Genomic DNA, 23,850 nt, shown 5'->3' with positions numbered 1-23,850 from the left:
AATATTAATTGAAACGAATGGGGAGTAATGGGCCACTAGAAACGTGGCCCAAAAGATATTAACCGTGATTAAAGCCTGAAGATTCCAACTCATCACTGCCGTGGGAAATAGGATGCTTAGCAAAAAACTCAACACAATGTTTTAAGTCAGCAACTAATAAATCAGCTTGATCTCGACTGAAACCATGACGAACTAAAATACGCATAATCACTAAGTCTTCACGCTTTGGTGGCATCGCATACGCGGCAATTTGCCAACCACGAGAACGAATTCGATCCGATAGGTCAAATAAGTTAAAACCAGGATTAACCCCTTCTTTCAATGACCAACTCATTGCAGGAATTCCACCATTACCATCATAGATAATCTCAAACATACCCAGTTTTTCAATTTCCGCGGATAAATAAACAGCGGTGTCGTAACAGGCTTGATGGATTTTACGGTAGCCTTCTTTACCTAAGCGTAGGAAGTTATAATATTGAGCTACAATTTGGCCACCAGGACGAGAGAAGTTCAATGCAAAGGTCGGCATGTTGCCACCTAGATAGTTCACATTGAAAATCAGGTCTTCATGCAATGCAGACGCATCACGCCATATCACCCAACCCACACCTAGTGGGCTTAAACCGAATTTATGGCCAGATGCATTAATCGATTTCACTCGAGGAAGACGGAAATCCCACTCTAAGTCAGGATCGCAGAATGGGGCTAAGAAACCACCACTCGCCGCATCAATGTGCATTGGGATATCTAATCCAGTGTCTTCTTGTAATTTATCTAACGCTTCATGCACCGCTTTTACAGGCTCATACTGACAAGTAAATGTCACACCCAATGTTGGAACAACACCAATGGTATTTTCATCACAGCGTTTAATCACCTCTTCAGGCGTCATGATTAAGCGATCGCCTTCCATTGGGATCTCACGTAATTCAATGTCCCAATAACGCGCAAATTTATGCCAGCACACTTGAACAGGACCACAGATCATATTTGGCTTGTCTGTTGGTTTGCCAAGCTTTTTCATTTTTTCGCGCCAAGCCCATTTTAAGGCCATTCCGCCTAGCATTGCTGCTTCACTTGACCCTGTAGTAGAACAACCTAACGTATTTTCTGCGTCTGGAGAGTTCCATAAATCCGCTAACATATGCACACAACGTGCTTCAAGTTCAGCGGTTTGAGGATACTCATCCTTATCGATCATGTTCTTATCGATGCATTCGTCCATTAATTTATGAACTTCATCTTCAACCCAAGTTTGGCAAAACGTAGCTAAGTTCTGTCGAGAATTACCATCCATCATGAGCTCATCATGAACGACTTGGTAGGCATGACGGGGGTCATGTTCTTGTTCAGGCATTTTGTATTTTGGCATAGATAACGAAAGGTCAGCTGACGAATAAACATCATCAAGAAGATCATCTCTGACTGTATCTTTAGAGTGAAGAGGCATACGTTTTAGCTCCATTGAATTGAACAAACAATAAGAATATAAACTGTCGAATTAATTAAATTCGGCCTTAATTAATAACTAATTACAATAGTGTCAATTAGTTATCCATTAATATTTAGTTACATTTCTAGACCCTTTAGTTATGAATGTCAATGTACTTTATTCCACTTTATAAAACATATGTGTCGTTAAGATGACTATTTTTGTGAACGAATTATCTCTTCATCTACCCATTTTAGCAGTTGTTTAATTGCTTTAGACAACACCTGATTTTGCCTAACAATATACCCTAAGCTAGTCGTCGGAAACTTAGGTAATGGGGTTACCGTCGCTTTAAGATTTCGCTTTGGATGAATAGAGAATTCAGGGACTATCGCCACTCCGAATCCCGCCTCAGCCCAATCAATCTGGGCATCTACACTACCCACCTCCATGATACGATATTTAGGTAGATTTAAAGATGGTAAAGCTAAATCAAGTAAGTCTCGTGTTCGCGTATCGTGACCTAATAAAATCAATGTTGGTTCATCATCTAGAGTAATTGTAGGATCAAGATTCGCTTGTTGCCACTCTTCAAGATGATTACCCAGTGCACACCATTTTATTTGCTGTAATTCAGTAAAATGCAGAGGCTGACTTTCTTTCTGTGCAATAACAAAGCCTAAATCGGCCTCTGCACTTTTCACTAATTCAGACGCTTGCGAAGAGGTGGTATTAAGCAGAGAAAAATCGATACCCGGGAACTCTTGCTTAAATAATTGGAATGGCCCAATCAATAATAAGCGCGAAATAATATCACTAGCCGCAATGGTTAGTGTTCCACGGCTCATATCATTAATCGCATTCAAATCGGCTTGGCACACTTGCAATGCCATTAGTGTGTCTTGGCTGGTTTGTAGTAAACGAGCCCCTGCTTCCGTTAAATGAAAAGGGTTTCTCTCAATCAACTTTACTCGAGTGGTACTTTCTAACTGTTTGATGTGTAAGCTAACATTAGGTTGTGTCATATGAAGTGCTGTCGCTGTTTTACCAAAGTGTTTTAATTCAGCTAACGTGACAAATGTTTTAAGCCAATGGAGATCAAGCATTCCCATACTCTCTTTTTGAATACATTTCACCCAATATGATATATGGATTTATTATCAAGTCGATAATTATAATTAATTTCTCATATTAACTTATTGGGATTAGCATAGCGTCTTAATCATTTAGGAGTTTGTGTTATGCCGTCTATTGTTGTTGTTGGTGCTAATTGGGGCGATGAAGGTAAAGGTCGTATCGTTGATTTTCTTGCTGCGGATGCGTCTGCAAGTATTCGTTTTCAGGGCGGTAATAACGCCGGTCATACTGTGGTAAATGACTTCGGTACCTTTAAGCTACACCAACTTCCAAGCGGTATTTTTAACCCAGATTGTACAGCGGTTCTTGGCCCTGGCATGGTAATTAGCCCTGCGGCATTAAGCGAAGAAATCGCAGAAGTTAAAGCCGCTGGCATTGAAGTAAAAATGCACATTTCTGATCGTGCTACACTTTGCCTTCCTCTTCATGCGCTTGAAGATACACTTGAAGAATTACGTTTAGGCGACGGTGCTTACGGTTCAACTCGTCAAGGTATTGCTCCTGCGTATGGTGATCGTGTAATGAAAAAAGGCATCCTTGTGGGTTGGTTAATGCAACCTGAAGTATTACTTGAACGCATTCAATTCATGCTTGATTGGAAAATGCCACAACTTAACGCTCTATACCCAACGTGTGATTTCAGCCAAACGGCAGAAGAAATGACAGAATGGCTATTAGAAGTGACTGCTCCTTGGCGTAAATTCATCTGTAACGTGACTGAGCCTCTAAAAGTAATGCAGAAAAACGATGCAAATTTATTGTTTGAAGCACAGTTAGGCGCTGGTCGTGATTTAGTTTACGGTGAATATCCATGGACTACCTCTTCAAACGTAACAGCAGCTTATGCTGGTATCGGTAGTGGTTTACCTGCTTTGCGTCCTGAACGTATTATTGCCGTTGCTAAATCTTTCAGCTCATCTGTTGGTACAGGTACATTAGTTACTGCCATGGAAGAGCAAGATAACTTCCGTGAAGCGGCTAACGAATATGGCGCAGTAACAGGTCGTCCACGTGATATGGGCTACTTTGATGCAGTAGCAACGCGCAACGGTGTTGAACTACAAGCAGCAACTGAAATCGCACTAACAAAAATTGACTGTTTAAGTGGTATGGCGGATCTTAAAATTTGTACGTCTTATGCTGGCGAACACACTGAGAATCCAATCTGGCCTCAAACTTCAGCATTAAGCCCTGTTTACGAAAACATGGAAGCATGGCAAGAAGACATCACAGGTTGTCGTACTTTTGAAAGTCTACCAAAAGCAGCTCAAGCGTATGTATTACGTATTGAAGAACTAATGGGCGTGCCAGTAAGTATGGTGTCTGTTGGTCCTGAACGTGAACAAATGATCATCCGTTAATCGGACGTTCTCTAAAAATAACAAAGCCACGCAACCTTTTGGGAATTTTAGGTTGTGTGGCTTTTTTGTATCAAAAATATAAACGTAATTTAGCTATAAAATGCATATACGATAATAAAGTGGAACACAAAACCAACTAACACAGGTACTGAAGTCCGTTTGGCGACATCAAAAGGACTTAACTTCGCTCCTGTTGCTGACGCAATAACAACCGCCGACACTGGGGACATCGCACGACCAATTGCTGAGGCTTGTTGCATTGGCATTAACATCGCTGCGGTATTTGCTCCCATGCTTGATGCGATAGTTGGAATTAATTCAACAAACGCTAAGAATGGTGCATTACCTGACCCCATTATCACTGCAGCCAATAGGGTAACAACAGCAAAAACTAACGTCATAGCAACACTTGGTAAACCAACCGATTCGGCAAGCATGATTAAGTTAGCAATAGCACCCGTTGCTTGAATACCATAAGCAAAAACACCGGCTGCCACGAGTAAAACAACGACGCTACTAAACGCACTCCCCATTCCTTTTGAAAAGACACCAAAGCCATCAAACACAACCTTTAAGCTTCTTTTTGTAACGCATTCACACAGCATGGCGACAAACATGGAAACAAAAACGATTGTTGTCACATCCATATTAATGGTTGAAACCACTAATTTAGAGAAAACTATCGCCATAATAATAGGAAGTAAAGGTAGCATTACATAGTAACTCGGTGCAGAAGCCCCCTCTTTTGATTCAGTTAATGCAGCTTCTTCAAATTGCTCGGGGTGTTTTTTATCTACATGGGTTTGCCAGATAACATGCATAATCCCAATCACTACCATTGTTGCAATCGATGTTGGCGCTTGGTAATGAGAAACGTAACTCATTAAATCCATTCCTAATGCTTCACTGGCACGAATAGCATCAACACCCGTTGGGGTAAAGCTTACCGCCAATGAGCTAGCAATAACCGCTGCAGCACTACCACGAGAAAGACCTAAGCCCAACATTACAGGATACAGGGTGCCCATTAATAACACGCCTAATCCAGTTGCTGATGGAATTGCGAGTTGAAGAATACTCGCCATACAATAAGCAAAGAACAACATGATATTTTTATTTTTAATGCGACTTAATGGTTTTGTGGCTAAGCGAACGACGACATCATTAGCACCAATATGACTCATATAATCAGCAAATCCGACTAACGCCATTATCATCAAGCCTAATGCTCCCGCACGATATCCCATCAAAAATTGGATATACTTAAACGGGTCAAATCCTGAAAAATTAGTCGATGCCACAGAAGCTGGTAGCATCGGTCCCCAACCAAATATCCCAGTAGCAAAAATTAAAACAGTCCCTGACATTAATAAGGTAGGCTCTGCTTTGTAGCCTTTTAGAATCATTCTGGCGGCAATAACGACAACAATAAGAACCAATATTAACTGAGCCATATTTATATACCTTCATGCTCAGTTAAATTGATAATAATTGTCTTAACCACGTTACTTGCAGCCACTAGTGATGGAACAGGCAAATACTCAAATATTGAGTGGAAGTTATGAGCGCCAGTAAAAATGTTAGGGCATGGCAAACCTTTTTCTGAAAGCACTGCCCCATCGTAACCACCACGCATAGGGATCACTTTTGGTTCTATGCCATTTTCTTTATAAGCCGCCATTGCTAAATCAACAGCTAATGTAGAGTCTTTTAAAAAGTTATGCACGTTGCTATAACGATCACTCATTTCAAGAACGGCTCGATTGTTATTCGCTTCATTAAACATACTTACTTGTTCGGCAATAAAGGCTTTTCGATATGCATAACCTTCTTCCGTAAAATCTCGAATATCCATATTAAGAATGGTTTTTGCTGAGTTTCCTGCAAGTTTCTTCATCCAATAATAACCTTCACGCCCCTCGGTGTGTTCTGGCGTTTCTTTTGCGGGGAACTGGGTCATGAAAGAATTGGCTAACAACAAAGAATTGATCAAATTACCTTTTGAATTCATCGGATGTGCAGATTGTCCTGTAAATGTAACCACTGCATTACCTGCATTCCAGTTTTCACAAACAAATTCACCAATTCCACAGCAGTCTAGTGTGTAAGCAAAATCAGCACCAAACTCATTAACATCAAATGCATTTGCTCCCAGAAGCCCTTGCTCTTCATCAGGAACAAAACCCACCTTTACCGTTCCATGCTCAACTTCTGGATTTTCGTGGAAAAACTGCAATGCATTTAAAATAGCAGCAATCGCCGCTTTATCATCAGCACCGAGTAATGATTGTCCATCACTCACTATGATTTCTTGCCCAACATAATTTGCAAGTTCTGGCTGCTCTTTTAGAGAAAGAATTGGACCAGTAGATAATGGAATATCTCCCCCTTCATAACGAACCACCTCTGCATGCGTATCTTCAATTCGCTCTGAACTGGTATCAAGATGTCCAAAGAAGGCAACAGTTGGTAATTGTTTTTTAGAGTTAGACGGTAAAGTAGCGGTAAGAATAGCGGTATCTCGAAGAGCAATATCAACACAACCTAGATCTTCTAATTGCTTTTTAACCAAACACGCTAATTCATATTGGCCTGCACTTGAAGGCATGATACCAGCAGCACCATTCGCTTGATTTGTGGTTGTATTGATCTTTGTGTAACCTAAAAAACGTTCTACTACATTCATTGTTTTAATCCAAAATTACTTATAAAACAAAGATATTACGATTTTTTAATTTTTTTTAAGTGACTATTATCTCAATAACCATAATTTAAAAGTGGTTATTTAGCTTTCAAAAATAACCGTACTAAGAACCTTATCTAAAAATAAATACCACTTACTTATATAAGCGGTATTTTTGTAAAGTCGAATAAGAGTACTATTAAGTAAATATACTCTTATTCCTTATCAAAATAGCCTTTATGATTCTCTTGATAGATGCACGTTATCATTCCAAAACCACAAGCCACTAATACAATGAAGACCCACATAATAATCCACATACTCTTCTCCTATTAATATAATCGAGCGCTGTTTTCTTTAACGTAATTCGTATCAATACGACCAAACATTTTTGAATAACACCACACTGTGTATCCAAGAATAACGGGGACAACCAATACCACGACAATTGAGATAATTTGCAGTGTTAGCTCACTTGATGTTGCATCCCAAATAGTCAGACTATGGTCTGGGCTAATACTGGATGGAATGATCATAGGAAACAGTGCAATACCTGCGGTCAAAATAATACAAACCATCGCTAAGCTTGATGTTAAGAATGCAAAGCCACTAGAACGAATGTAAGAAAATACAATCGTTAATAGGTACATGCCAACACCTAGTATCGGTATAAGATACAGCAGGTTATTATCACTGTAGTTATGCAATAGACCATTAGTAACGCTAGCAACTTCTTTATGTAATGGGTTTGATGGTAAGTGAGTAATAACCTCACTCGTTATAATATAACCATTCATATTTACCGCTAAAAAACCACCGAGTATAAACAGTCCGACACATACCATTGAGCATATGATTGTCACTTTCTGACTTCTTTCTCTGATCCCTAGTGTTGTTTTTAACTGTAGATAAGCCGCACCTTGAGATAGCACCATAAATAGAGACAGAAGCCCACAGACTATTGGAAAAACGGTTAGTAAATCCCAAAAACTGCCACTGTAATGAATCATCATTAAATAGTTCATATCAAATGGCACGCCGACTAAGAGGTTCCCAAAACCTACACCGAAAATAATAGGAGGAACAATGCCACTTATCATTAAGCCAATATCGCACTTTTTACGCCATGATGAGCTATCCACTTTTGCACGATACTCAAAACTTGCCGGTCGTAGCCACAATGCAGCAAGCGCCAACATCATTGCGATATAAAACCCAGAGAATGATACCGCATAAACTGTAGGCCAAATGGCAAAGATGGCACCACCAGCCGTAATCAACCACACCTGATTACCATCCCAATGTGGCGCTACAGAGTTAATCATTACTCGGCGTTCATTGTTCGTCTTTCCAATAATAGGAAGTAATGCGGCAACCCCCATATCAAAGCCATCGGTAATAATAAATCCAATTAATAAAACCCCAATCGCTCCCCAAGTAAATAAACGTAACCATTCATAATCAAACATTATTTATTTCCTCCTTGGTATGAAATTAACATTAATTCATGTTCATCTGTGTTTTCTCTTTCAAAGTGATATTGACCTGTTTTTAGTGCACTAGGTCCAATACGCGCATACTTAACCATCAGACGAACTTCGATAATAAGTAAGAAGGTGTATAACCCAAAAGCAACGGCTAATGACGCTAGTATTTGATTAACGGTTAGATCCGATGCCGCCATTGCTGTTGGCAGTATTTCTTGAATCGACCATGGTTGGCGACCATATTCTGACACTAACCAGCCGCACTCAATCGCTATCCAAGGCAGTGGCATTGCCAAAAGACAGGCTTTTAATAACCAGCGTTTATCTTCCAAACGATTTCGACACATGTACCAGAAAGAAAGCAATAACAAGCCAAACATCAACATCCCCGATGCAACCATTATTCTGAAGCTCCAAAAAATTGGAGAGACATTAGGGATGGTGTCTTTTGCCGCTTGCTGTATTTGGTCTTCTGTCGCATCAATAACATTATCTGTGTATTTTTTCAGTAATAGGCCATAACCGAGGTCGCCTTTTAGCTCGTTAAACTTATCCATATTCTCTGGTAGTGTTTTGAGTAACCCATAAGCGACCATACCATTACGAACACGTTGTTCATTCGTCTTCACTAGATCATTTAATCCAACAACGGGAGTATCGGTAGATCGTGTTGCAATCAGGCCCATTATATAAGGGATCTTTATTGCATAATCGGTTTCCATTGTATCTTGATTAGGCAAACCCAATAATGTGAATGATGCAGGAGCTTCTTCGGTTTCCCATTCGGCTTCCATTGCTGCCAATTTTACTGGTTGATATTGGCCTGCTTCATAGCCTGACTCATCTCCCAAAAATAGCGTTGAAATAATAGTTACTAAGCCAAAGCAACACGCCACAGTAAAGGAGCGAAGTGCAAATGAGCGATCTTGCCCCTTCAATAGGTAATAAGCACTTATCCCCATAATAAACATGGCACCAGTGACATAACCGGCAGAAACAGTATGTAAGAACTTAACTTGAGTGATCGGGTTTAAAATAACATCCATAAAACTCGTCATTTCCATACGCATGGTTTCATAATTAAATTCCGCACCCACAGGGTTTTGCATCCAACCATTGGCAGTTAAGATCCAAAAACCAGAAAAATTAGAACCAATTGCGGTTAACCATGTACATAGAGCATGCTTTCCTTTGGACATACGATCCCAACCAAAGAAAAACATCCCTACTAACGTCGATTCAAGGAAAAAGGCAAGCATCGCTTCTATTGCTAATGGAGCACCAAAAACATCACCAGAATAATGGGAATAGTATGACCAATTAGTCCCAAACTGGAACTCCATGGTTAATCCAGTCGCGACCCCCATGGCAAAGTTAATGCCGAATAATTTCCCCCAAAACTTAGTCATGTCTCTATAAACCGTTTTTCCGGTAACGAGATAAATAGTTTCCATCACTGCTAATAAAAATGACAGACCAATAGTCAGTGGCACAAAAATGAAATGATATAAAGCCACGCTTGCAAATTGAAATCGTGAGAGATCAACGACATCTGTTAACATAATACTTCTTTCCCAACGTCGATATAATCAGCGATATTTAACCGCTTTTGATTAATAACTAACTATATAAAGTAATGAAAAATAGGGGTCAGCCTCCCCTATTAATCCCACTTATCCTTTTATTTCTTTACGGTTAAATTTCTTTTTCAACCAATAATCCATACTTACGTAACGGCCACCACCATAAATAAATAACACGGCAAGCATGACAAAATAGGTCGTCGCGAACTCCATGCCATTGTTCAGCATCACAGGGTCACCCAACTCTGTAATGTAGTTATAACGACCAGGGTAATTAGCAGATAACCACTCAATAAACCCATTCAAACGCCATGTTGATTCCATACTTCCTGTTGCTATCGCATCCCAGCCATGCTTCCAGTGCACCGTTAAGCTTGCAGCACTCATTAAAAAGATCATTGGGATAGAAATAATTCGAGTAAATAACCCCATAGCGATACAAATACAGCCAATAACTTCTGTCGCTGCTGCTGCAAAGGCCATAAAAGTAGGAAAAGGAAGACCAAGTTCGACCATTAATTGAACCGCACCATCGAAGCCTGTTACTTTTGAATGTGCTCCTACATAAATAACTGGAATAAGAAATAATCGAATACCAAGTAAAACAACAAAGTCCCATTTCTTGCATTTCACAATAAAATTGTCATACCCATCGATAATTGAATTAATCATGTTTATCTCCTAAAAACTGAATCGTAATAAGTTGGTTTTGAGTAAAAGAATGCACCCAATACATAAAATCAAACCCTGCTAAGTGTGTATGTATATGCTGCTCTGCTTTTGTTAATGTGATTTTGGGTGTTTGAGAAATAAGTTGAATAATCGCAACATCAATATCCCTAAGCTTTTGAGATACGACGATGTTTTCTTTTGTTCGATAAACACCGTACACAACGGAGTCTTCATCTTTAGAAAGAAAATTAACCGCGTCTTCTTCAACTAAAAATGGAACCTCTATCAATTGCATCACTGCATTACAACTCAATGTAAAAGCGTTAGGTTGAGCTGAAATTTCTTCCCATGATGAGTGTGTTTCGTCCGTTCTTATCATTGCTATTTCGACATTAAAAGTGACCCACTCGTACTCAATTAATTTCAACAGCCGTGGCATTAACTCCACTTTGTTTTGAATAAATTGAACAAACTCTGTCGCTATTTGATGAAACTCTGGTTCAGTTGCGCTGTGATAATAAATAAACTCATTAGCTAACTGATTAAGATCATCAGCACTCTGTGTCCCTGAGAATAAAGGGAAAGTATTTTCAATTACCCCTACAATATTTTCACAAACAAACTCATGGTAACGGCGAGTAGACTTCTGTTTTGGTTGCTGTCGAATCGCCTTAGAAAATAATTCAATTTCGGTCAACATCGTTGCAGGAGTATTAAGCATAATGACCTCCCTCACTTGCTTGATTCAATCCTCGTTGTTGATTGAGAATATTCTGATGAATAGTGCAAAGCTCGCTTGTTAATTCATTTAATGGCGGTAAGTTATTATCTCTCTCAAGTAATAAAGGCTTACAACCATGAACCTCAAACGTATATTTTGCTAACTCCACCACCTCCCCTTGTACTGATTTACCGTGGGTATCTAAAAGGAAATTATTGTCATCTTTTAGGTGCCCAGCGATGTGATAATAAGCAATTGAATCACTCGGTAAGGCTCTTAGCATTTCATAAGGACAGTAACTCTGATTATGGCTATTTACGTAAATATTATTTATATCTAGCAATAACTTACAGTCACTTCGATTTATAATTTCCGAGAAGAAATCACCTTCTGGCATCTCATTCCCATAATCGTGATAGTAAGAGATGTTCTCTAGTATTAATGGACGCTGAATAATATCTTGCACGCACTGAATTCTATCGACTAAATAAGAGATGTTTTCTTTACGTCTAGGGATTGGAAGAAGATCATATAAATACCCTTGCTTATCACGCGACATACTTAAATGATCGCTATACATCTCAATATTAAATTCATTAAGGAAACGAGCAACTTGCTGTATAAACTCTCTATTCAGAGGCTGGCCATCACCAATAGATAACGTTAGACCATGCGCTATCAATGGATAATGTTCTGCAATCTGCTTTAAAGATTCACGTCGCTGCCCTCCTATGTTCATCCAGTTTTCAGGCGCTAATTCAAGAAAATCAATGTCTTTATGTTTTGGAGATGTACATAGCTCTTCAATATGCTCACTGCGTAATCCAATACCTTTACTTGTATCGATTATTGACCGCATAACCCACCTGTAATTTTACTTTTATCTGTAATCACAGCAGGGGCATTAATCCCCTCTCCTGACAGGCCGCACTTACCGTCTCTCGCTCTCACTAAACGACCTTGTGGATCACCGTTTAAATCTGCTTTTCCAAAGCGTTTTTCAGTACCACATTTACCTGCAGCACAATGACCACCATTACCAGAACTGGCTTGCGCTACAATAGCTTCTTCTACTGGTTCTGCAGCAGAAACCATCCCTGAATTAAGCGCAATCACAGAGGTCATAACAATTGATAAAGTAAGTTTATTGTTCATTGGTTTTATCCTTAACTGCATTCATTGGAAAACTAGAGAGATCACGCGCCGCTATCACTTCACCTTTGTAATATTGTTTTATAATGTCTAGAGACTCTGCTTTAAATTTCAAGCTCAGGCCCATCATGTGGTCAACAACAAGTAGCTTAGGGTTTATTTGAGCGGTTATTTTCCCAACCGTCGATGGTTTTGCATGCATAAATGCCGAAACTTCTTCGTCTGCACTTTCAGCAATTGCCATTGGCATCATTAAAATGTCAGCGCCCTTTGCAAAATCAACAAACCCGGGGTTAGTTCCGTTTTGATCAGCAGAAACAACAAACACACCTTCACTAGTTTCAATTCGATAAGCAAGACAAGGAACATTGCCGTGAGGAATACCAAATGCAGTGATTACCACTCCATCTTTATCGTATACTTTGGTTTCATTTTTTGATTGGTATGGAACGTCAATCAAGGTGACAGGAAAGATCCCTTCGCCAGTAAGCAAGCCATTAAGGTAAGCATAAGCGCCTTTGTCTGAATTGAATTGCGCATCCATGTATTCAGTTAAACTTGGAAATCCAGCACCTGCGGTTGGTCCTGAAATATCTAACGCATCCTCACGATTAAAGAAGAATCCACCTTTTAAAATGGCAGGTAAATCTGTTACATGATCGGTATGGAAGTGAGTGATACCTAAAAAGTCTAAATCTTCAAGTTTTGCACCTGATTGTCCAAAACGAAGATAGGCACCACCTCCGGCATCAATCATAAATCTAGATTTTCCTTTCCACCAAATGACAGCAGCGGAAGAGGCACGAAGATCATCAGAAATAGGACCACCCGATCCTAATACTTGTAACGTGTATTCCTTGTCTAATGGTTCCATACTAATGGCGTAGGCATTTGCTGCACCGAAAGTGAAACCAAGCGCAATAACAAGTGCTTTTAAAGGCTGTTTCATATTTATTACCTCATATCTGATTATGAAAACTTTTGGGTGAGCTATCAAAAGTTACGTTACTAAATCATTATTATTTGATGTAAATCAAAGCAAGACATAAAGTAAACGATCTCCATAGTTAAATATATATTTGTATTTTTAACAAACCATTAAGTTAAACTAAACGACATGAGGACTACTGATTCTTAAATGGAAAGAAAACAAGGTTCTATTTACAAAAATTCAAATACGTATAATTACCTCGTTTATTACTTTCAATTTCAAACTGTCGCTTTTATTCAATCTTTGTTTTTCTCTTTTATTTATTATTCACTCAAGAACAGCTCATCACTTATGGGCTTATCCACACAATTACTAAATAGTTACCACCATCAAAGATAGGCAATAGAAAATGATCACTATCGTAAAAATTGAACAGCTAGAAGAATTAAGCACACTAAAAAAAGAGTACGTTAAGCAAGCTACAGCGCCACTAGATGGTATGTGGTTATGCGGATTTGCACCAATGGCAGACCATTTTGGTTTTTATAAAAATGAAGAGTTGATTGGATTTTGTTGTTTAAATAGCGATAGTTACCTACTTCAGTTTTACGTAAACCAACCAAATCAGGCTCTTGCTGATGATATTTTCACTTCTATTATCAATAAAGAAAACCAGCTTATTGGTGATGTGATTGGCGCTTTTTCTAGTACTGCAGAAACGCATTATTTATCATTATGTCTTGATCATGCAGCTAAAAATCAGGTAAATACGCTGATGTATCAACAAATCGAAAAAACCATAAAGCAAAAGACTGACTTACCAATGGCAGCAGCAACGGTTGAACAGCTAGCCGAATTTGTTGAATTTGCAAAAGTAAACATAGGTGCACCTGAGGAATGGGTTACTGGGTATTATGCAAACCTGATTAGTCGCCAAGAGTTGTTTGGTTACTGGAAGAATAATGAGTTACTGGCTGCTGGTGAATGTCGTTTGTTTGACGAGTATCAAACAGAGTATGCTGATTTGGGAATGGTTGTTGCTGAATCTGAACGCGGTCAAGGCATTGCAACTCAAGTACTCACTTACTTGATTGCTTTAGCAAACGATAAAGGGGTAATCGCCATGTGTTCAACTGAGAAAACGAATATTGCCTCACAAAAAGCCATTACTCGTGCCGGTCTTACTTCTTCACATCGCATTGTTCAGTTTGATTTTTAAACTCATCAACAGATCAACTTAAATACTAAAGCTAGTGACTTATTCTTTGAGTCATTAGCTTTATATTCTTACTATAATGGTTATTGGTTATTCAATTCCACCATAAATATCAATCGTAAGATCTCGTTGCTTTGCGTACTCCCCAGGGGTAACTCCCAAAGTACTTTTCAAATAACGGATCAAATGTGGCTGATCACTAAAACCAAACTCGTAAGCAACCATTAACCAATCAATATCGGTTTCTTCTCGCTGATACAGATACGTAATTAACGCTTCCAATCGATTCATTGACTGGCATTGTTTTAAAGTAAACCCAGTAACTCGAACAAAACTTCGCTCTAACGTTCTTTGTGAGCAATGCAATAACCCCCCTAGTTGAGCAATGGGCGTTTTCGCTAATAGAGGTAGCGCTTTTGTTGTCAGTTGATAATGTTTATCTTCTTCTACTTTAGATAACCACGGTAACAATATCTCATCTAACTTAGTACAAAGCCTTTGAGGATCTTGTTTGGCTAGCTCAATCAGATCTATTTCATTTATCCCTTCAGTTCCAAATAACAGATTCAAATCTGCTGAAACAATAGTATCTGCTACTAATTGTTGTGGTTCTTGGTTTAATAAGTACAACGCACCAACATGAAATTTAACCCCGATGATCGCAAAGCCATGCGAGTGATCCATCTGTAATGTCTTGCTGTATGGGTATAACCAATGTGACCCTTTTCCCTTTAATCGATCAGATTCAATATCATAATGATAATGCTGCTCAGGAATAGCAATGATCAAATGCCCTGCAGGCTCAGGGTTTAATTTTGGAAATGGGTTACTGTCTGTCTCTTCAGGTCTTTCTAAAAACCAATAACAATCGATCAGTTTAGCCACATCCGAATTTTTAGGGGGGTGAATCCAATTGATCATCATTAATACCGTTAAAGAGAAAGGAATAACCATTCTAACTGACTTATCTCATTAACAGCACAACAGATCACCATAATTATCTATATGATCCTATTCGTAGTTGAGCTAGAGATCTGATTTTTGACTAAAAACTCAACAGAGTTCGATTGAAAAAAGAGGAGTTCAGGTACACTCTGCATTGCATATTTAAAAACCAAGGATAGGAAAATGAATTCGGTTCGTTTTGGAGAAAAATTAATTACTCCATCTAAATTATTATGTATTGGCCGTAATTACGTTGCCCATATTAATGAGTTAAATAATACGATCCCTGAGCAAATGGTGGTGTTTAATAAACCAAATTCATGCATCACTTCTACCCTATCTTCTTTCCATCAAGAGCGTTTACATTATGAAGTTGAGATCTGTTTTTTGATTGAAAAAGAGCAGCTATCTGCCGTTGCAATAGGTTTTGATTTAACCAAACGAGACTTGCAATCTGAGCTAAAAAACAAAGGACTTCCTTGGGAGCGAGCGAAAGCCTTTGATGGCTCAGCGGTATTTAGCCGTTTCATCCCTCTTGATGGTATCGACAGTAATCAACTTCAAATTGAGCTATTCATTAACAGTATGAGAGTCCAATGTGGCCAAGTTAGCCAAATGATTTACTCTCCAGAAACTATCCTTGCTGATTTAAAATCCTATACCCAATTGTATGATGGCGATGTCATCATGACTGGTACACCTCAAGGCGTTGGTGAAATTCATATGGGGGATATATTTCTTAGCCGCTTAAAGCTAGATGGAAAGACACTGATTGAAGCTGAGTGGGTAGCAAGATAATAGCCTCCCACTCTTTGACCCTATGCTGAAAATACCCATAAGTTAAACACTAAGAATACGATCATGCTAATAATCGTTGTCAGTAGTACATTCTTAGTTTTCCATGCAATGAGAGCTGCAGTTAATGCCGCCCACAAATACGGGTTCGACCCAGAAAACGATAATTCATTGTCAGGCATAAATACAATTGGAGCCCAAATCGCGGTTAAAACAGCAGGACTTGAATAGCTTAATAACTTCTGAGTTTGAGCGTTTAATCTAAGGGGTAATTTGGGTTCTAAAAACAAGTAGCGACTTAAAAACACTAACGCCGTCATTGCTAAAATTGATATGAAAATCATCCTCTTTTCCCTCTTAATGTCTCTGTTAAATACCCTGCTATCATACCGCCAATACTCGCTATCATTAAGCTGCCTTCAACTGAAAAATACGTCAGTGTGACAGACAAGATTAAGGCACTAATAACAGAAACCAATACTGGGCTATTTTTAATGGTAGGTACAACAATGGCAATAAAGGTCGCTGCCACCGCAAACTCTAACCCAAGCTCATTCAATGAGGGAATATAACTACCCGCAACAATTCCAGCTAAGGTTGCGGCATTCCAAAAGAAATAGAAACTGAATCCTGCACCTAGTGCGTACCAACGATTAAATTGTTTTTCTGATTGGTGTCCACATACAGCAAACAGTTCATCGGTTAATAAAAAGCCAAGGGATAAACGCCAACGAAGCGGTAAAGGGCTAATTTTATCTCTCATCGAGACACTGTATAAAAAATGGCGCGAGGTAATAAAAAAAGTTGTCAGCAACATGGTTGTTAACCCTGCGCCAGCTTTAATCATTCCCATGGCGACTAACTGAGCCGAACCTGCAAACAAAATTGCTGACATGGCTTGCCCTTCAAAAGGAGTAAGACCTACATCAATAGCAAATGAACCGGCTAATAACCCCCATGGTAATACTGCGATGCTAAGTGGGATCATCGCTAATGTTCCTTGCCAAAAAAGACGATAATTTGAACAAGGCTGTACGGCGGTATTTATATCCATAAACTACTCTTTATTAAATCAAATCAGCCTATATTAGAGCTGTATTCCTTTACCTAAGATTGTACAAACTTGCTAAAACAATTTGAGGTATTGTCCCGGAGTTATACCCATCGCTTTTTTAAAATGACGGTGTAAATGGCTCTGATCATGAAATCCCGTTTCTTGTGCAGTATCAGACAACGAATGCCCTTGCTTAAGAAGCTTTCTGGCCATTCGTAAGCGAGATTGAATTTGATAACTATGAGGAGGAAGACCAAACGCTTTTTGAAATGATCTAACTAGGTGATAAGCACTCAACTCACTTAAGCGTGATAAATCATCTAATGACACGTCAGCTTGAGGAAAATCGTCTAAAAACTCTTTCACTAAATAAAGAGGCCTTTGAGCTTTAGAGATTGCAGTCTCGGTGTAACGTGCACGGCTATGTTTGCACATAAGCTTAACCAAAGCGCCATAGACTAAGGTTTCCCTTAATAAACGGTTATCTGACTGCTCTAACATGGTAAATACTAATCTAAGTTGGTTCGCTAGCTCTGGATCATAAACTACTGGCTCTGCAAAATATGGAGCTCCAAACTGCCCACGGCTTAGCTCTTTACTAATGCTTTCTAATTGTTCAGGCAGTGGATACATCGCTTTATATCCCCAACCACCATCCGTTGCAGAATGTCCACTGTGTATATCATCGGCATTAATTAAGATAATACTGTCTTGCGGTGCGGTATGATTCCCCCCAGTGCGATAAAAATTTTGCGCACCACGTTCAATCACTCCAATCGTATATCCTTCATGACTGTGACGTGAGAAAGTCTGCTTTTCATAATCAGCATTTAATATTTCAAGCCCTCCAAGCTCTTCTGCTACTTGGTAGTGTGCTATTTCTTTTTTTACTTTCTCATTTGCCATCATTCATCATGAACACATTTATCCCTATTTACTAAAGTATATAGTAAGCCCTCTCATTTCTTTTGTACAAAATTGCGCATTATTATTCTTTAATATTATTAACAATAATATCTATATTTTTTAATGTATCGATTTTATATCACTAGGCGACTTTTTAATCATGGATCTTACCTCTTCACTACTATAAAATCCGCCTCCTGATTTATAATTCAAAATAAAATAATGATTGATATTACTATTCTTCCGGTTTACTTAACCGCTGTTATCGCCCTACTTTTATTACCAGGCCCTGATATGCTGTTGATTGCTAGTTCAAGCATGAGTTACGGCCGTAAAGTCGGATTATTTGCCAGCTTAGGTAATGCGACCTCAGGTATTATTTTAACCTTGCTTGCTGCTTTAGGCGTATCTGCACTGATTGCGATGAGCCCTATTGCCTTAAAAGCATTACATCTCGTTGGTGGTGCCTACTTATTAAAAATGGGTTGGGATTGTATTCGAGCAGAAGCAGATGAAGCACCAGAATTACAACAAGGTTCGACGATGGCGACCACGTTTTACCAACGTGCTTTAGTCAGTAATTTATTGAACCCTAAAGCGTTAGTCTTCTTTGTGATGTTTTTACCACAATTTGTTTCTACCAATATTGCTGCAACCTCTGGCGAGCAAATGTTGGTGCTTGGCTTATTGCTTAACGTTCTTGGTTTATTGTTTAACTTAATCTTGGTAGCGTTAGTGGGAACACTTGGAAAGTCGCTAATCAATAACGTGAAATTCAGAACGTATCAGCATAAATTCATGGGCGGGATTTTTATCATTCTTGCGCTATGGATGTTAAGTTCTTTTGTTACTGCGCTTTAATACAATTCAATATATATAAAAACGGTGAGCATTAAGCTCACCGTTTTTGTTTCTAACCTACTTTTTAAAAGCTTAGTTTTTTGATCTTCTCACTTTTAAACTAGGCTCTTTTGATGCTCTTCAATTAAATGATCCATCGCTTCATTAGCTTTAGTTTGAATGACCGAGTATTCATCTGTTGGTGCAATCGCTGCCACCACTTCGTAATAACACTTCAGTTTTGGCTCAGTACCTGATGGGCGAATAATAATACGAGAGCCATCTTCTAAATGATAAATCACGACATCACTGGCTGGTAAATCGATTGATTCTGTCGTGCCATTTGAAAGATATCGCAGTGACGCTTTTAAATCTTCAGTAACCGCAATATTCACTCCAGCAATTTGTTTTGGTGGATTAGCCCTTAACTTATCTCCGACCGGTGGAGAGTTTGGTGCTAAAGCGATACTACGCTGTGCATTTATATACAATCCGTGAGTGCGATAAATTAATTCCAACTCATCCCAAACGCTCTTACCTTGTGTTGAAAGCTCTGCCGTTAATTGAGCAAAAGCAACTAAAGCAGATAAACCATCTTTATCCCACACTTCACTGCCAATGGTGTACCCAAGCGCTTCCTCATAGGCAAAAAGAAATTGTTTCTCTTCACTTTGTTTTTGCATCGCAACATTAGTTAACCATTTAAAGCCTGTTAGCGTTTGGAAATACTCGGCCCCTTTCGATTCAGCAATCTTTTTCAATAGCGTGGACGAAACGATGGTATTACCAACAAGCTGCTTACTTGGTTCTGTATGTTTCAACAGATAGTGCCCAAATAGAATACCTACCTGATCACCTGTGAGCATTTGATAACTGCCATCTGCTTTTCGCGCAGCAAGTGCAAAACGGTCTGCATCAGGATCATTAGCGCATGCAAGCTCTGCCTGTACTGAATCGGCTAACGCAATAACCATATCCATTGCCCCTTTTTCTTCAGGGTTGGGAAAATTTACCGTTGGGAAAGTGCCATCTGGCTCTCTTTGTTCTGCCACACTCACCACATGATTAAATCCAGCATCACGTAATAAGGTCTCTGCCATATCGGCACCCACACCATGCATTGCGGTATAGGCAATCGAAATGGCTGATGGATTAGTATGGTTTGAAAGCAATGGATTACTGTTCATGGTATCGCGGTAGCTTTGATAATATTCATCATCTAGCCAGACTAAAAGCCCTCGAGCCTCAGCATCACTCAATGACATTAGTGGAATGGGTTTTGTGGCTGCAATATCGATCTCATTGGCAATACCTGAATCATGCGGCGGAATAATTTGCGCCCCATTCTCCCAATACACTTTAAAACCATTATATTCTGGTGGGTTGTGGCTTGCGGTAACCACGACGGCTCCGGCTGCATTAAACTTCTTGATCCCATAAGCCACAATAGGTGTCGCTGCGACTTTTGTTGTTAAGAATACCTTAATACCTAATGCAGTTAATACACTGGCGGTATCATGAGCGAATTGTTGAGAATCAGTACGACCGTCATAACCAATAACAACACCTCTTTCGCTAGCATTCGTGATGTTGTCTATTAAATAATGACCTAATCCAGTGGCTGTTTCTTGAATCACCAGACGATTCATTCGATTAGGCCCAGATCCGACCATTCCTCGCAATCCAGCGGTACCAAATTGAAGTCGAGAAGAGAAGCGATCTTTTAATTCTGCCATGTTTCCAATATCGACAAGGTACTGAAGTTCTTCTCGAGTTCTTGGTTCTGGATCTCTACTCAACCAATTTGTTATTTTCTGCATCATAATAAAAAGCCTCATTACTGAATATTCATTAAGTCTAGATGATATCTATTATCAATTACATGAGCGCAATCGCTAAACTCAAGAAAATAATAGTTAACTATGAACAAATTATAGTTCTGATACGTAAATACTCTTAATACCATAAACATTAAAACATTTTATTCATGAGTTTTATCTTATTTTTAGTTAAAGAAGTGGTAAAGTGGAAAGAGTTAGCATTATTATAACCTGTTTATTTGTAAGGATATTATATGAAAATCGCAATGTTCAGTACTAAATCTTATGATGAAGTTTCTTTCAATAGTATCAATCAAAATTACCAATTCGAATGTCAATATTTCAACTTCCAACTCACTGAAAGTACAGCACCAATTGCAGATGGTGCCGATGTGGTTTGTGCATTTGTTAATGATGATTTATCTGCGCCAGTCCTAGCTAAACTCGCTGAGCAAGGTACGAAATTAATCGCGATGCGTTGTGCTGGCTTTGATCGCGTAGATCTTCAAGCAGCTAAAGAACTTGGCCTTCAAGTAGTTCGAGTTCCTGCGTATTCTCCAGAAGCGATCGCAGAACACGCCGTTGGGATGATGATGTGTCTTAACCGTCGCTTTCATAAAGCATACCAACGAACCCGTGATGCCAACTTCTCTCTAGAAGGGTTAACTGGGTTTAATTTCTTTGGTAAAACGGTCGGGGTTATCGGCTCGGGAAAAATTGGTCTAGCAACAATGCGAATTCTTAAAGGTTTAGGAATGGATATCTTGTGTTATGACCCATACCCAAGCCAAGTAGCGATGGATTTAGGGGTGGAATACACCACCCTTGATGAGATTTTTGCTAAATCAGATGTAATTACACTGCATTGTCCATTAACGTCTGAAAACACGCATTTATTAGATACTGATTCATTTGAAAAAATGAAAGATGGCGTAATGATCATTAATACCAGTCGTGGCGGATTACTTAATTCAGCCAATGCAATTGAAGCCCTAAAAGCAGGAAAAATCGGCGCGTTAGGATTAGACGTTTATGATCACGAGAAAGAGCTTTTCTTCCAAGATAAATCAAACGACATTATTACCGATGATGTTTTCCGTCGTTTATCTGCTTGCCATAATGTACTTTTCACAGGCCACCAAGCCTTCTTAACTGAAGAAGCATTAGACAATATAGCCGCGACAACACTAGGTAGTATTGATGCATTTTTGAAGGGTGAAAGCTCTGGAAACGAATTGATCCAAGCTTAGTTACTATTAATATAAGCGCCTTACATAATTGACTTATGTAAGGCGTGTTATCAATGTGCTTATCTCAATCGGCTTAATACTACCTGCTGGTCTAAATGCTCTTGATAATCCGTATATTCTAACCCTTTATCAAAAATATATTCGGTGACTAAACGCGTTACTAAGGCTCTTAATTCGTCGCCATTCCATGGTTTTTCAATATAACTTTCAATACGTGCACGATTAATCGCTGTAATGGTATCTTGGTGCGTCGCTTGCCCTGTTAATAATACTTTTTTTGTTCTTAAGAAACGATAATCGTGAGAAACATCAGTCAATAATTCAACACCATTTTTTCCTGGCATTACGTGATCGGATAGTACTAAAGCAATATATCCTCCTTCGCTGTCTAACTCATCCATCAAGTCCAATGCTTCATCCGCAGATTCACATTCCTCGATATTAATCCATGATTTAAGTGGCGTAAGATCTTGCAAAACGGCACTCAGCACTTCCCTTTGATCATCTACACAAATCAGATTAAGCTTTTCCATGACCGTCCTCGACTGGCAATTTAATTCTAAAAATGGTTTTCTCTTGATTGCTCTTTACTGCAATTGAGCCACCGTATCCTGTAATGATCCGCTTTACGATGGCTAGACCGAGCCCTAAACCAAAAGAAAGTCCGCCCTTTTTGGTGGTAAAATTCGGTTGGAATATTTTACGTCGAGTTACCTCATCTATTTCAGGGCCATTATTAGCAATAGTCACTAAAACAAATCGGTCTGATACTCGCGTTGAAATTTCAATTTCAGGTGTTTGTGTTTTCTCCATGGCATCGCTGGCATTTTTAATGACATTCGCCCAGATCTGAACTAACTCTGTTGCTGATGCTTTTACCATCGGCATTGCAGCAGGACTCAAATGTACTGACACTCGTCTCAAATCACTCTGCAATAAGACGAGCGCTTTATTAATGCTGTCATTCACATCAAGAATCTCATCTGTATCTATATCTGTTCGACCAAGTTGCTTCACTGAACGAACAATACCAACAGAATGCCTTGCCGCCAACCGCATATCATGCAAGTCTCGCCCAATATGCCAATAGCGTATAGCTTGCTCAGGAGACCTTAACCAATACGTTGATAAATCTCCACGAGGTACCGCACGAGCTAATTCACGAGCAAGATCTCTTTCAAGACCATAGCGCTCTTCTATTTCACGTCCTCTTGTACGTACCTCTGATGAGCTAATATTTTGACCATTCATCAAACCTTGATCAACAAAACTACTCGCCTCTGGGTGTATCTCTTCCAGTAACTCTAAAATAATAGATTGCAGTCGTTCTGTTTTACTACTTAAGACCCCAACCGCATTATTAAGCTCATGAGCAATACCCGCAGCCAGTTGACCAAGTGTGGTCATTTGCTCTGCCGAATAGAGTTTTTGTAACGCTTTTTCTTTCTCTATCGATTCTTGCATGGCTCTGCGCTGCCTACGAGAAAGTTCATTAACAATAATAGGGGTAAACTGCGCCGTAAGTGGCCCATAACGCTCTAATTCAACCGCCGTAGTTTTTGTATCTATCCACCCTAACTCGCTTTCTGTTTTACTGATTACCGTTGAAGAAGCGATTAATGTTTCAGAAAAAAAACTGTGAACCCCAATAAATGCACCTTTAGAGGCACTAAATACCATGGCTTGGCTTTCACTGTCTTCTTCTTGATAAAACCCTTCTAACTCACCAGAACAAACATAGTAGAGCCGATCATTATCTGCGCCTTGCTCTAAGATCGTCTCACCAGCAGGAATGACAATTCTTCGCTCTTCTTGACTGAAATAAGCATCAATCAAACGCTGAAACTTCTCTTGATTCATAG

Annotated in this window: 23 protein-coding genes; 5 read left to right on the top strand and 18 right to left on the bottom strand. The window is 39.2% G+C overall.

Annotated features, from left to right (window positions below; genetic code table 11):
• Window positions 1-58: 58 nt before the first annotated feature.
• Both gad and AC2INI_RS05560 read right to left on the bottom strand, forming a co-directional pair.
• Window positions 59-1,453, bottom strand: coding sequence for a glutamate decarboxylase (gene gad, locus AC2INI_RS05565; protein WP_122035212.1), 1,395 nt, complete (start codon window positions 1,451-1,453; stop codon window positions 59-61).
• Window positions 1,454-1,650: 197 nt separating this feature from the next.
• Window positions 1,651-2,541 carry a LysR family transcriptional regulator gene (locus AC2INI_RS05560; RefSeq protein WP_162922529.1) on the bottom strand — a complete coding sequence of 297 codons (891 nt, stop codon included), beginning with the start codon at window positions 2,539-2,541 and terminating at the stop codon, window positions 1,651-1,653.
• Window positions 2,542-2,676: 135 nt separating this feature from the next.
• Between AC2INI_RS05560 and AC2INI_RS05555 the strand changes: the two genes are divergently transcribed.
• Window positions 2,677-3,933, top strand: coding sequence for an adenylosuccinate synthetase (locus AC2INI_RS05555; protein ID WP_045101802.1), 1,257 nt, complete (start codon window positions 2,677-2,679; stop codon window positions 3,931-3,933).
• Between the two features lie 89 nt (window positions 3,934-4,022).
• Here the strand turns inward: AC2INI_RS05555 and dcuC are convergent, their stop codons facing one another.
• From dcuC to AC2INI_RS05510, 9 genes are all read right to left on the bottom strand, one after another.
• Window positions 4,023-5,387, bottom strand: coding sequence for a C4-dicarboxylate transporter DcuC (gene dcuC, locus AC2INI_RS05550; protein ID WP_122035217.1), 1,365 nt, complete (start codon window positions 5,385-5,387; stop codon window positions 4,023-4,025).
• A gap of 2 nt (window positions 5,388-5,389) precedes the next feature.
• The gene (gene pepT / locus AC2INI_RS05545; RefSeq protein ID WP_486305533.1) at window positions 5,390-6,619 is read right to left on the bottom strand and encodes a peptidase T; all 1,230 of its coding nucleotides are present in this window, start codon (window positions 6,617-6,619) and stop codon (window positions 5,390-5,392) included.
• A 329-nt stretch (window positions 6,620-6,948) separates the two neighbouring features.
• Window positions 6,949-8,085 (bottom strand): cytochrome d ubiquinol oxidase subunit II, encoded by a 1,137-nt coding sequence (cydB, locus tag AC2INI_RS05540; protein WP_486305532.1) that lies wholly within the window; start codon window positions 8,083-8,085, stop codon window positions 6,949-6,951.
• Window positions 8,085-9,665 carry a cytochrome ubiquinol oxidase subunit I gene (locus AC2INI_RS05535; RefSeq protein ID WP_486305531.1) on the bottom strand — a complete coding sequence of 527 codons (1,581 nt, stop codon included), beginning with the start codon at window positions 9,663-9,665 and terminating at the stop codon, window positions 8,085-8,087. Before AC2INI_RS05535 ends, cydB begins: the two co-directional genes overlap by 1 nt.
• A 111-nt stretch (window positions 9,666-9,776) precedes the next feature.
• Window positions 9,777-10,358 carry an HvfX family Cu-binding RiPP maturation protein gene (locus AC2INI_RS05530; protein ID WP_122035227.1) on the bottom strand — a complete coding sequence of 194 codons (582 nt, stop codon included), beginning with the start codon at window positions 10,356-10,358 and terminating at the stop codon, window positions 9,777-9,779.
• Entirely contained in the window at window positions 10,351-11,079 is a 729-nt protein-coding gene (locus tag AC2INI_RS05525) for an HvfC/BufC family peptide modification chaperone (RefSeq protein WP_486305530.1), read from the bottom strand. Before AC2INI_RS05525 ends, AC2INI_RS05530 begins: the two co-directional genes overlap by 8 nt.
• A complete protein-coding gene (locus tag AC2INI_RS05520; protein ID WP_486305529.1) occupies window positions 11,072-11,938 on the bottom strand; it encodes an MbnB/TglH/ChrH family RiPP precursor modification enzyme in 867 nt (288 codons plus the stop codon). The genes AC2INI_RS05525 and AC2INI_RS05520 overlap by 8 nt, the downstream gene beginning before the upstream one ends.
• Complete coding sequence (locus AC2INI_RS05515) at window positions 11,926-12,234, bottom strand: hypothetical protein (protein WP_122035233.1); 309 nt, start codon at window positions 12,232-12,234, stop codon at window positions 11,926-11,928. The genes AC2INI_RS05520 and AC2INI_RS05515 overlap by 13 nt, the downstream gene beginning before the upstream one ends.
• Window positions 12,224-13,180 carry an MBL fold metallo-hydrolase gene (locus AC2INI_RS05510; RefSeq protein ID WP_486305528.1) on the bottom strand — a complete coding sequence of 319 codons (957 nt, stop codon included), beginning with the start codon at window positions 13,178-13,180 and terminating at the stop codon, window positions 12,224-12,226. The genes AC2INI_RS05515 and AC2INI_RS05510 overlap by 11 nt, the downstream gene beginning before the upstream one ends.
• A 391-nt stretch (window positions 13,181-13,571) precedes the next feature.
• Here AC2INI_RS05510 and AC2INI_RS05505 point away from each other — a divergent pair, with 391 nt between their 5' ends.
• Window positions 13,572-14,381, top strand: a complete 810-nt coding sequence (locus AC2INI_RS05505; protein WP_486305527.1) for a GNAT family N-acetyltransferase — start codon at window positions 13,572-13,574, stop codon at window positions 14,379-14,381.
• An 87-nt stretch (window positions 14,382-14,468) separates the two neighbouring features.
• Here AC2INI_RS05505 and AC2INI_RS05500 read toward each other — a convergent pair whose 3' ends face one another.
• Window positions 14,469-15,299 (bottom strand): helix-turn-helix domain-containing protein, encoded by an 831-nt coding sequence (locus AC2INI_RS05500; RefSeq protein ID WP_486305698.1) that lies wholly within the window; start codon window positions 15,297-15,299, stop codon window positions 14,469-14,471.
• A gap of 207 nt (window positions 15,300-15,506) precedes the next feature.
• Between AC2INI_RS05500 and AC2INI_RS05495 the strand changes: the two genes are divergently transcribed.
• The gene (locus AC2INI_RS05495) at window positions 15,507-16,121 is read left to right on the top strand and encodes a fumarylacetoacetate hydrolase family protein (RefSeq protein ID WP_122035239.1); all 615 of its coding nucleotides are present in this window, start codon (window positions 15,507-15,509) and stop codon (window positions 16,119-16,121) included.
• A gap of 20 nt (window positions 16,122-16,141) precedes the next feature.
• On the opposite strand, the gene AC2INI_RS05490 is transcribed toward AC2INI_RS05495, so the two are convergent.
• From AC2INI_RS05490 to AC2INI_RS05480, 3 genes are all read right to left on the bottom strand, one after another.
• The gene (locus AC2INI_RS05490) at window positions 16,142-16,462 is read right to left on the bottom strand and encodes an AzlD domain-containing protein (RefSeq protein WP_486305526.1); all 321 of its coding nucleotides are present in this window, start codon (window positions 16,460-16,462) and stop codon (window positions 16,142-16,144) included.
• The gene (locus tag AC2INI_RS05485; protein WP_486305525.1) at window positions 16,459-17,172 is read right to left on the bottom strand and encodes an AzlC family ABC transporter permease; all 714 of its coding nucleotides are present in this window, start codon (window positions 17,170-17,172) and stop codon (window positions 16,459-16,461) included. Before AC2INI_RS05485 ends, AC2INI_RS05490 begins: the two co-directional genes overlap by 4 nt.
• A 72-nt stretch (window positions 17,173-17,244) precedes the next feature.
• Window positions 17,245-18,078 (bottom strand): AraC family transcriptional regulator, encoded by an 834-nt coding sequence (locus AC2INI_RS05480; protein WP_174213455.1) that lies wholly within the window; start codon window positions 18,076-18,078, stop codon window positions 17,245-17,247.
• 222 nt (window positions 18,079-18,300) lie between these two features.
• Between AC2INI_RS05480 and AC2INI_RS05475 the strand changes: the two genes are divergently transcribed.
• Window positions 18,301-18,939 carry a LysE family translocator gene (locus AC2INI_RS05475; RefSeq protein WP_122035246.1) on the top strand — a complete coding sequence of 213 codons (639 nt, stop codon included), beginning with the start codon at window positions 18,301-18,303 and terminating at the stop codon, window positions 18,937-18,939.
• A gap of 95 nt (window positions 18,940-19,034) precedes the next feature.
• On the opposite strand, the gene AC2INI_RS05470 is transcribed toward AC2INI_RS05475, so the two are convergent.
• Window positions 19,035-20,741 carry a phospho-sugar mutase gene (locus AC2INI_RS05470; protein ID WP_486305524.1) on the bottom strand — a complete coding sequence of 569 codons (1,707 nt, stop codon included), beginning with the start codon at window positions 20,739-20,741 and terminating at the stop codon, window positions 19,035-19,037.
• A gap of 251 nt (window positions 20,742-20,992) precedes the next feature.
• On the opposite strand from AC2INI_RS05470, the gene AC2INI_RS05465 reads away from it, so the two are divergent.
• A complete protein-coding gene (locus tag AC2INI_RS05465) occupies window positions 20,993-21,988 on the top strand; it encodes a 2-hydroxyacid dehydrogenase (protein WP_486305523.1) in 996 nt (331 codons plus the stop codon).
• A gap of 59 nt (window positions 21,989-22,047) precedes the next feature.
• On the opposite strand, the gene AC2INI_RS05460 is transcribed toward AC2INI_RS05465, so the two are convergent.
• Window positions 22,048-22,521, bottom strand: coding sequence for a response regulator (locus AC2INI_RS05460; RefSeq protein WP_122035252.1), 474 nt, complete (start codon window positions 22,519-22,521; stop codon window positions 22,048-22,050).
• Window positions 22,508-23,848: an ATP-binding protein gene (locus AC2INI_RS05455; RefSeq protein WP_122035254.1), complete on the bottom strand. Its 1,341-nt coding sequence runs from the start codon at window positions 23,846-23,848 to the stop codon at window positions 22,508-22,510. The genes AC2INI_RS05460 and AC2INI_RS05455 overlap by 14 nt, the downstream gene beginning before the upstream one ends.
• Window positions 23,849-23,850 lie beyond the last annotated feature (2 nt).

The sequence above is a fragment of the Aliivibrio friggae genome (assembly GCF_057368515.1).
This window is presented reverse-complemented; position numbering and strand designations above follow the sequence as displayed.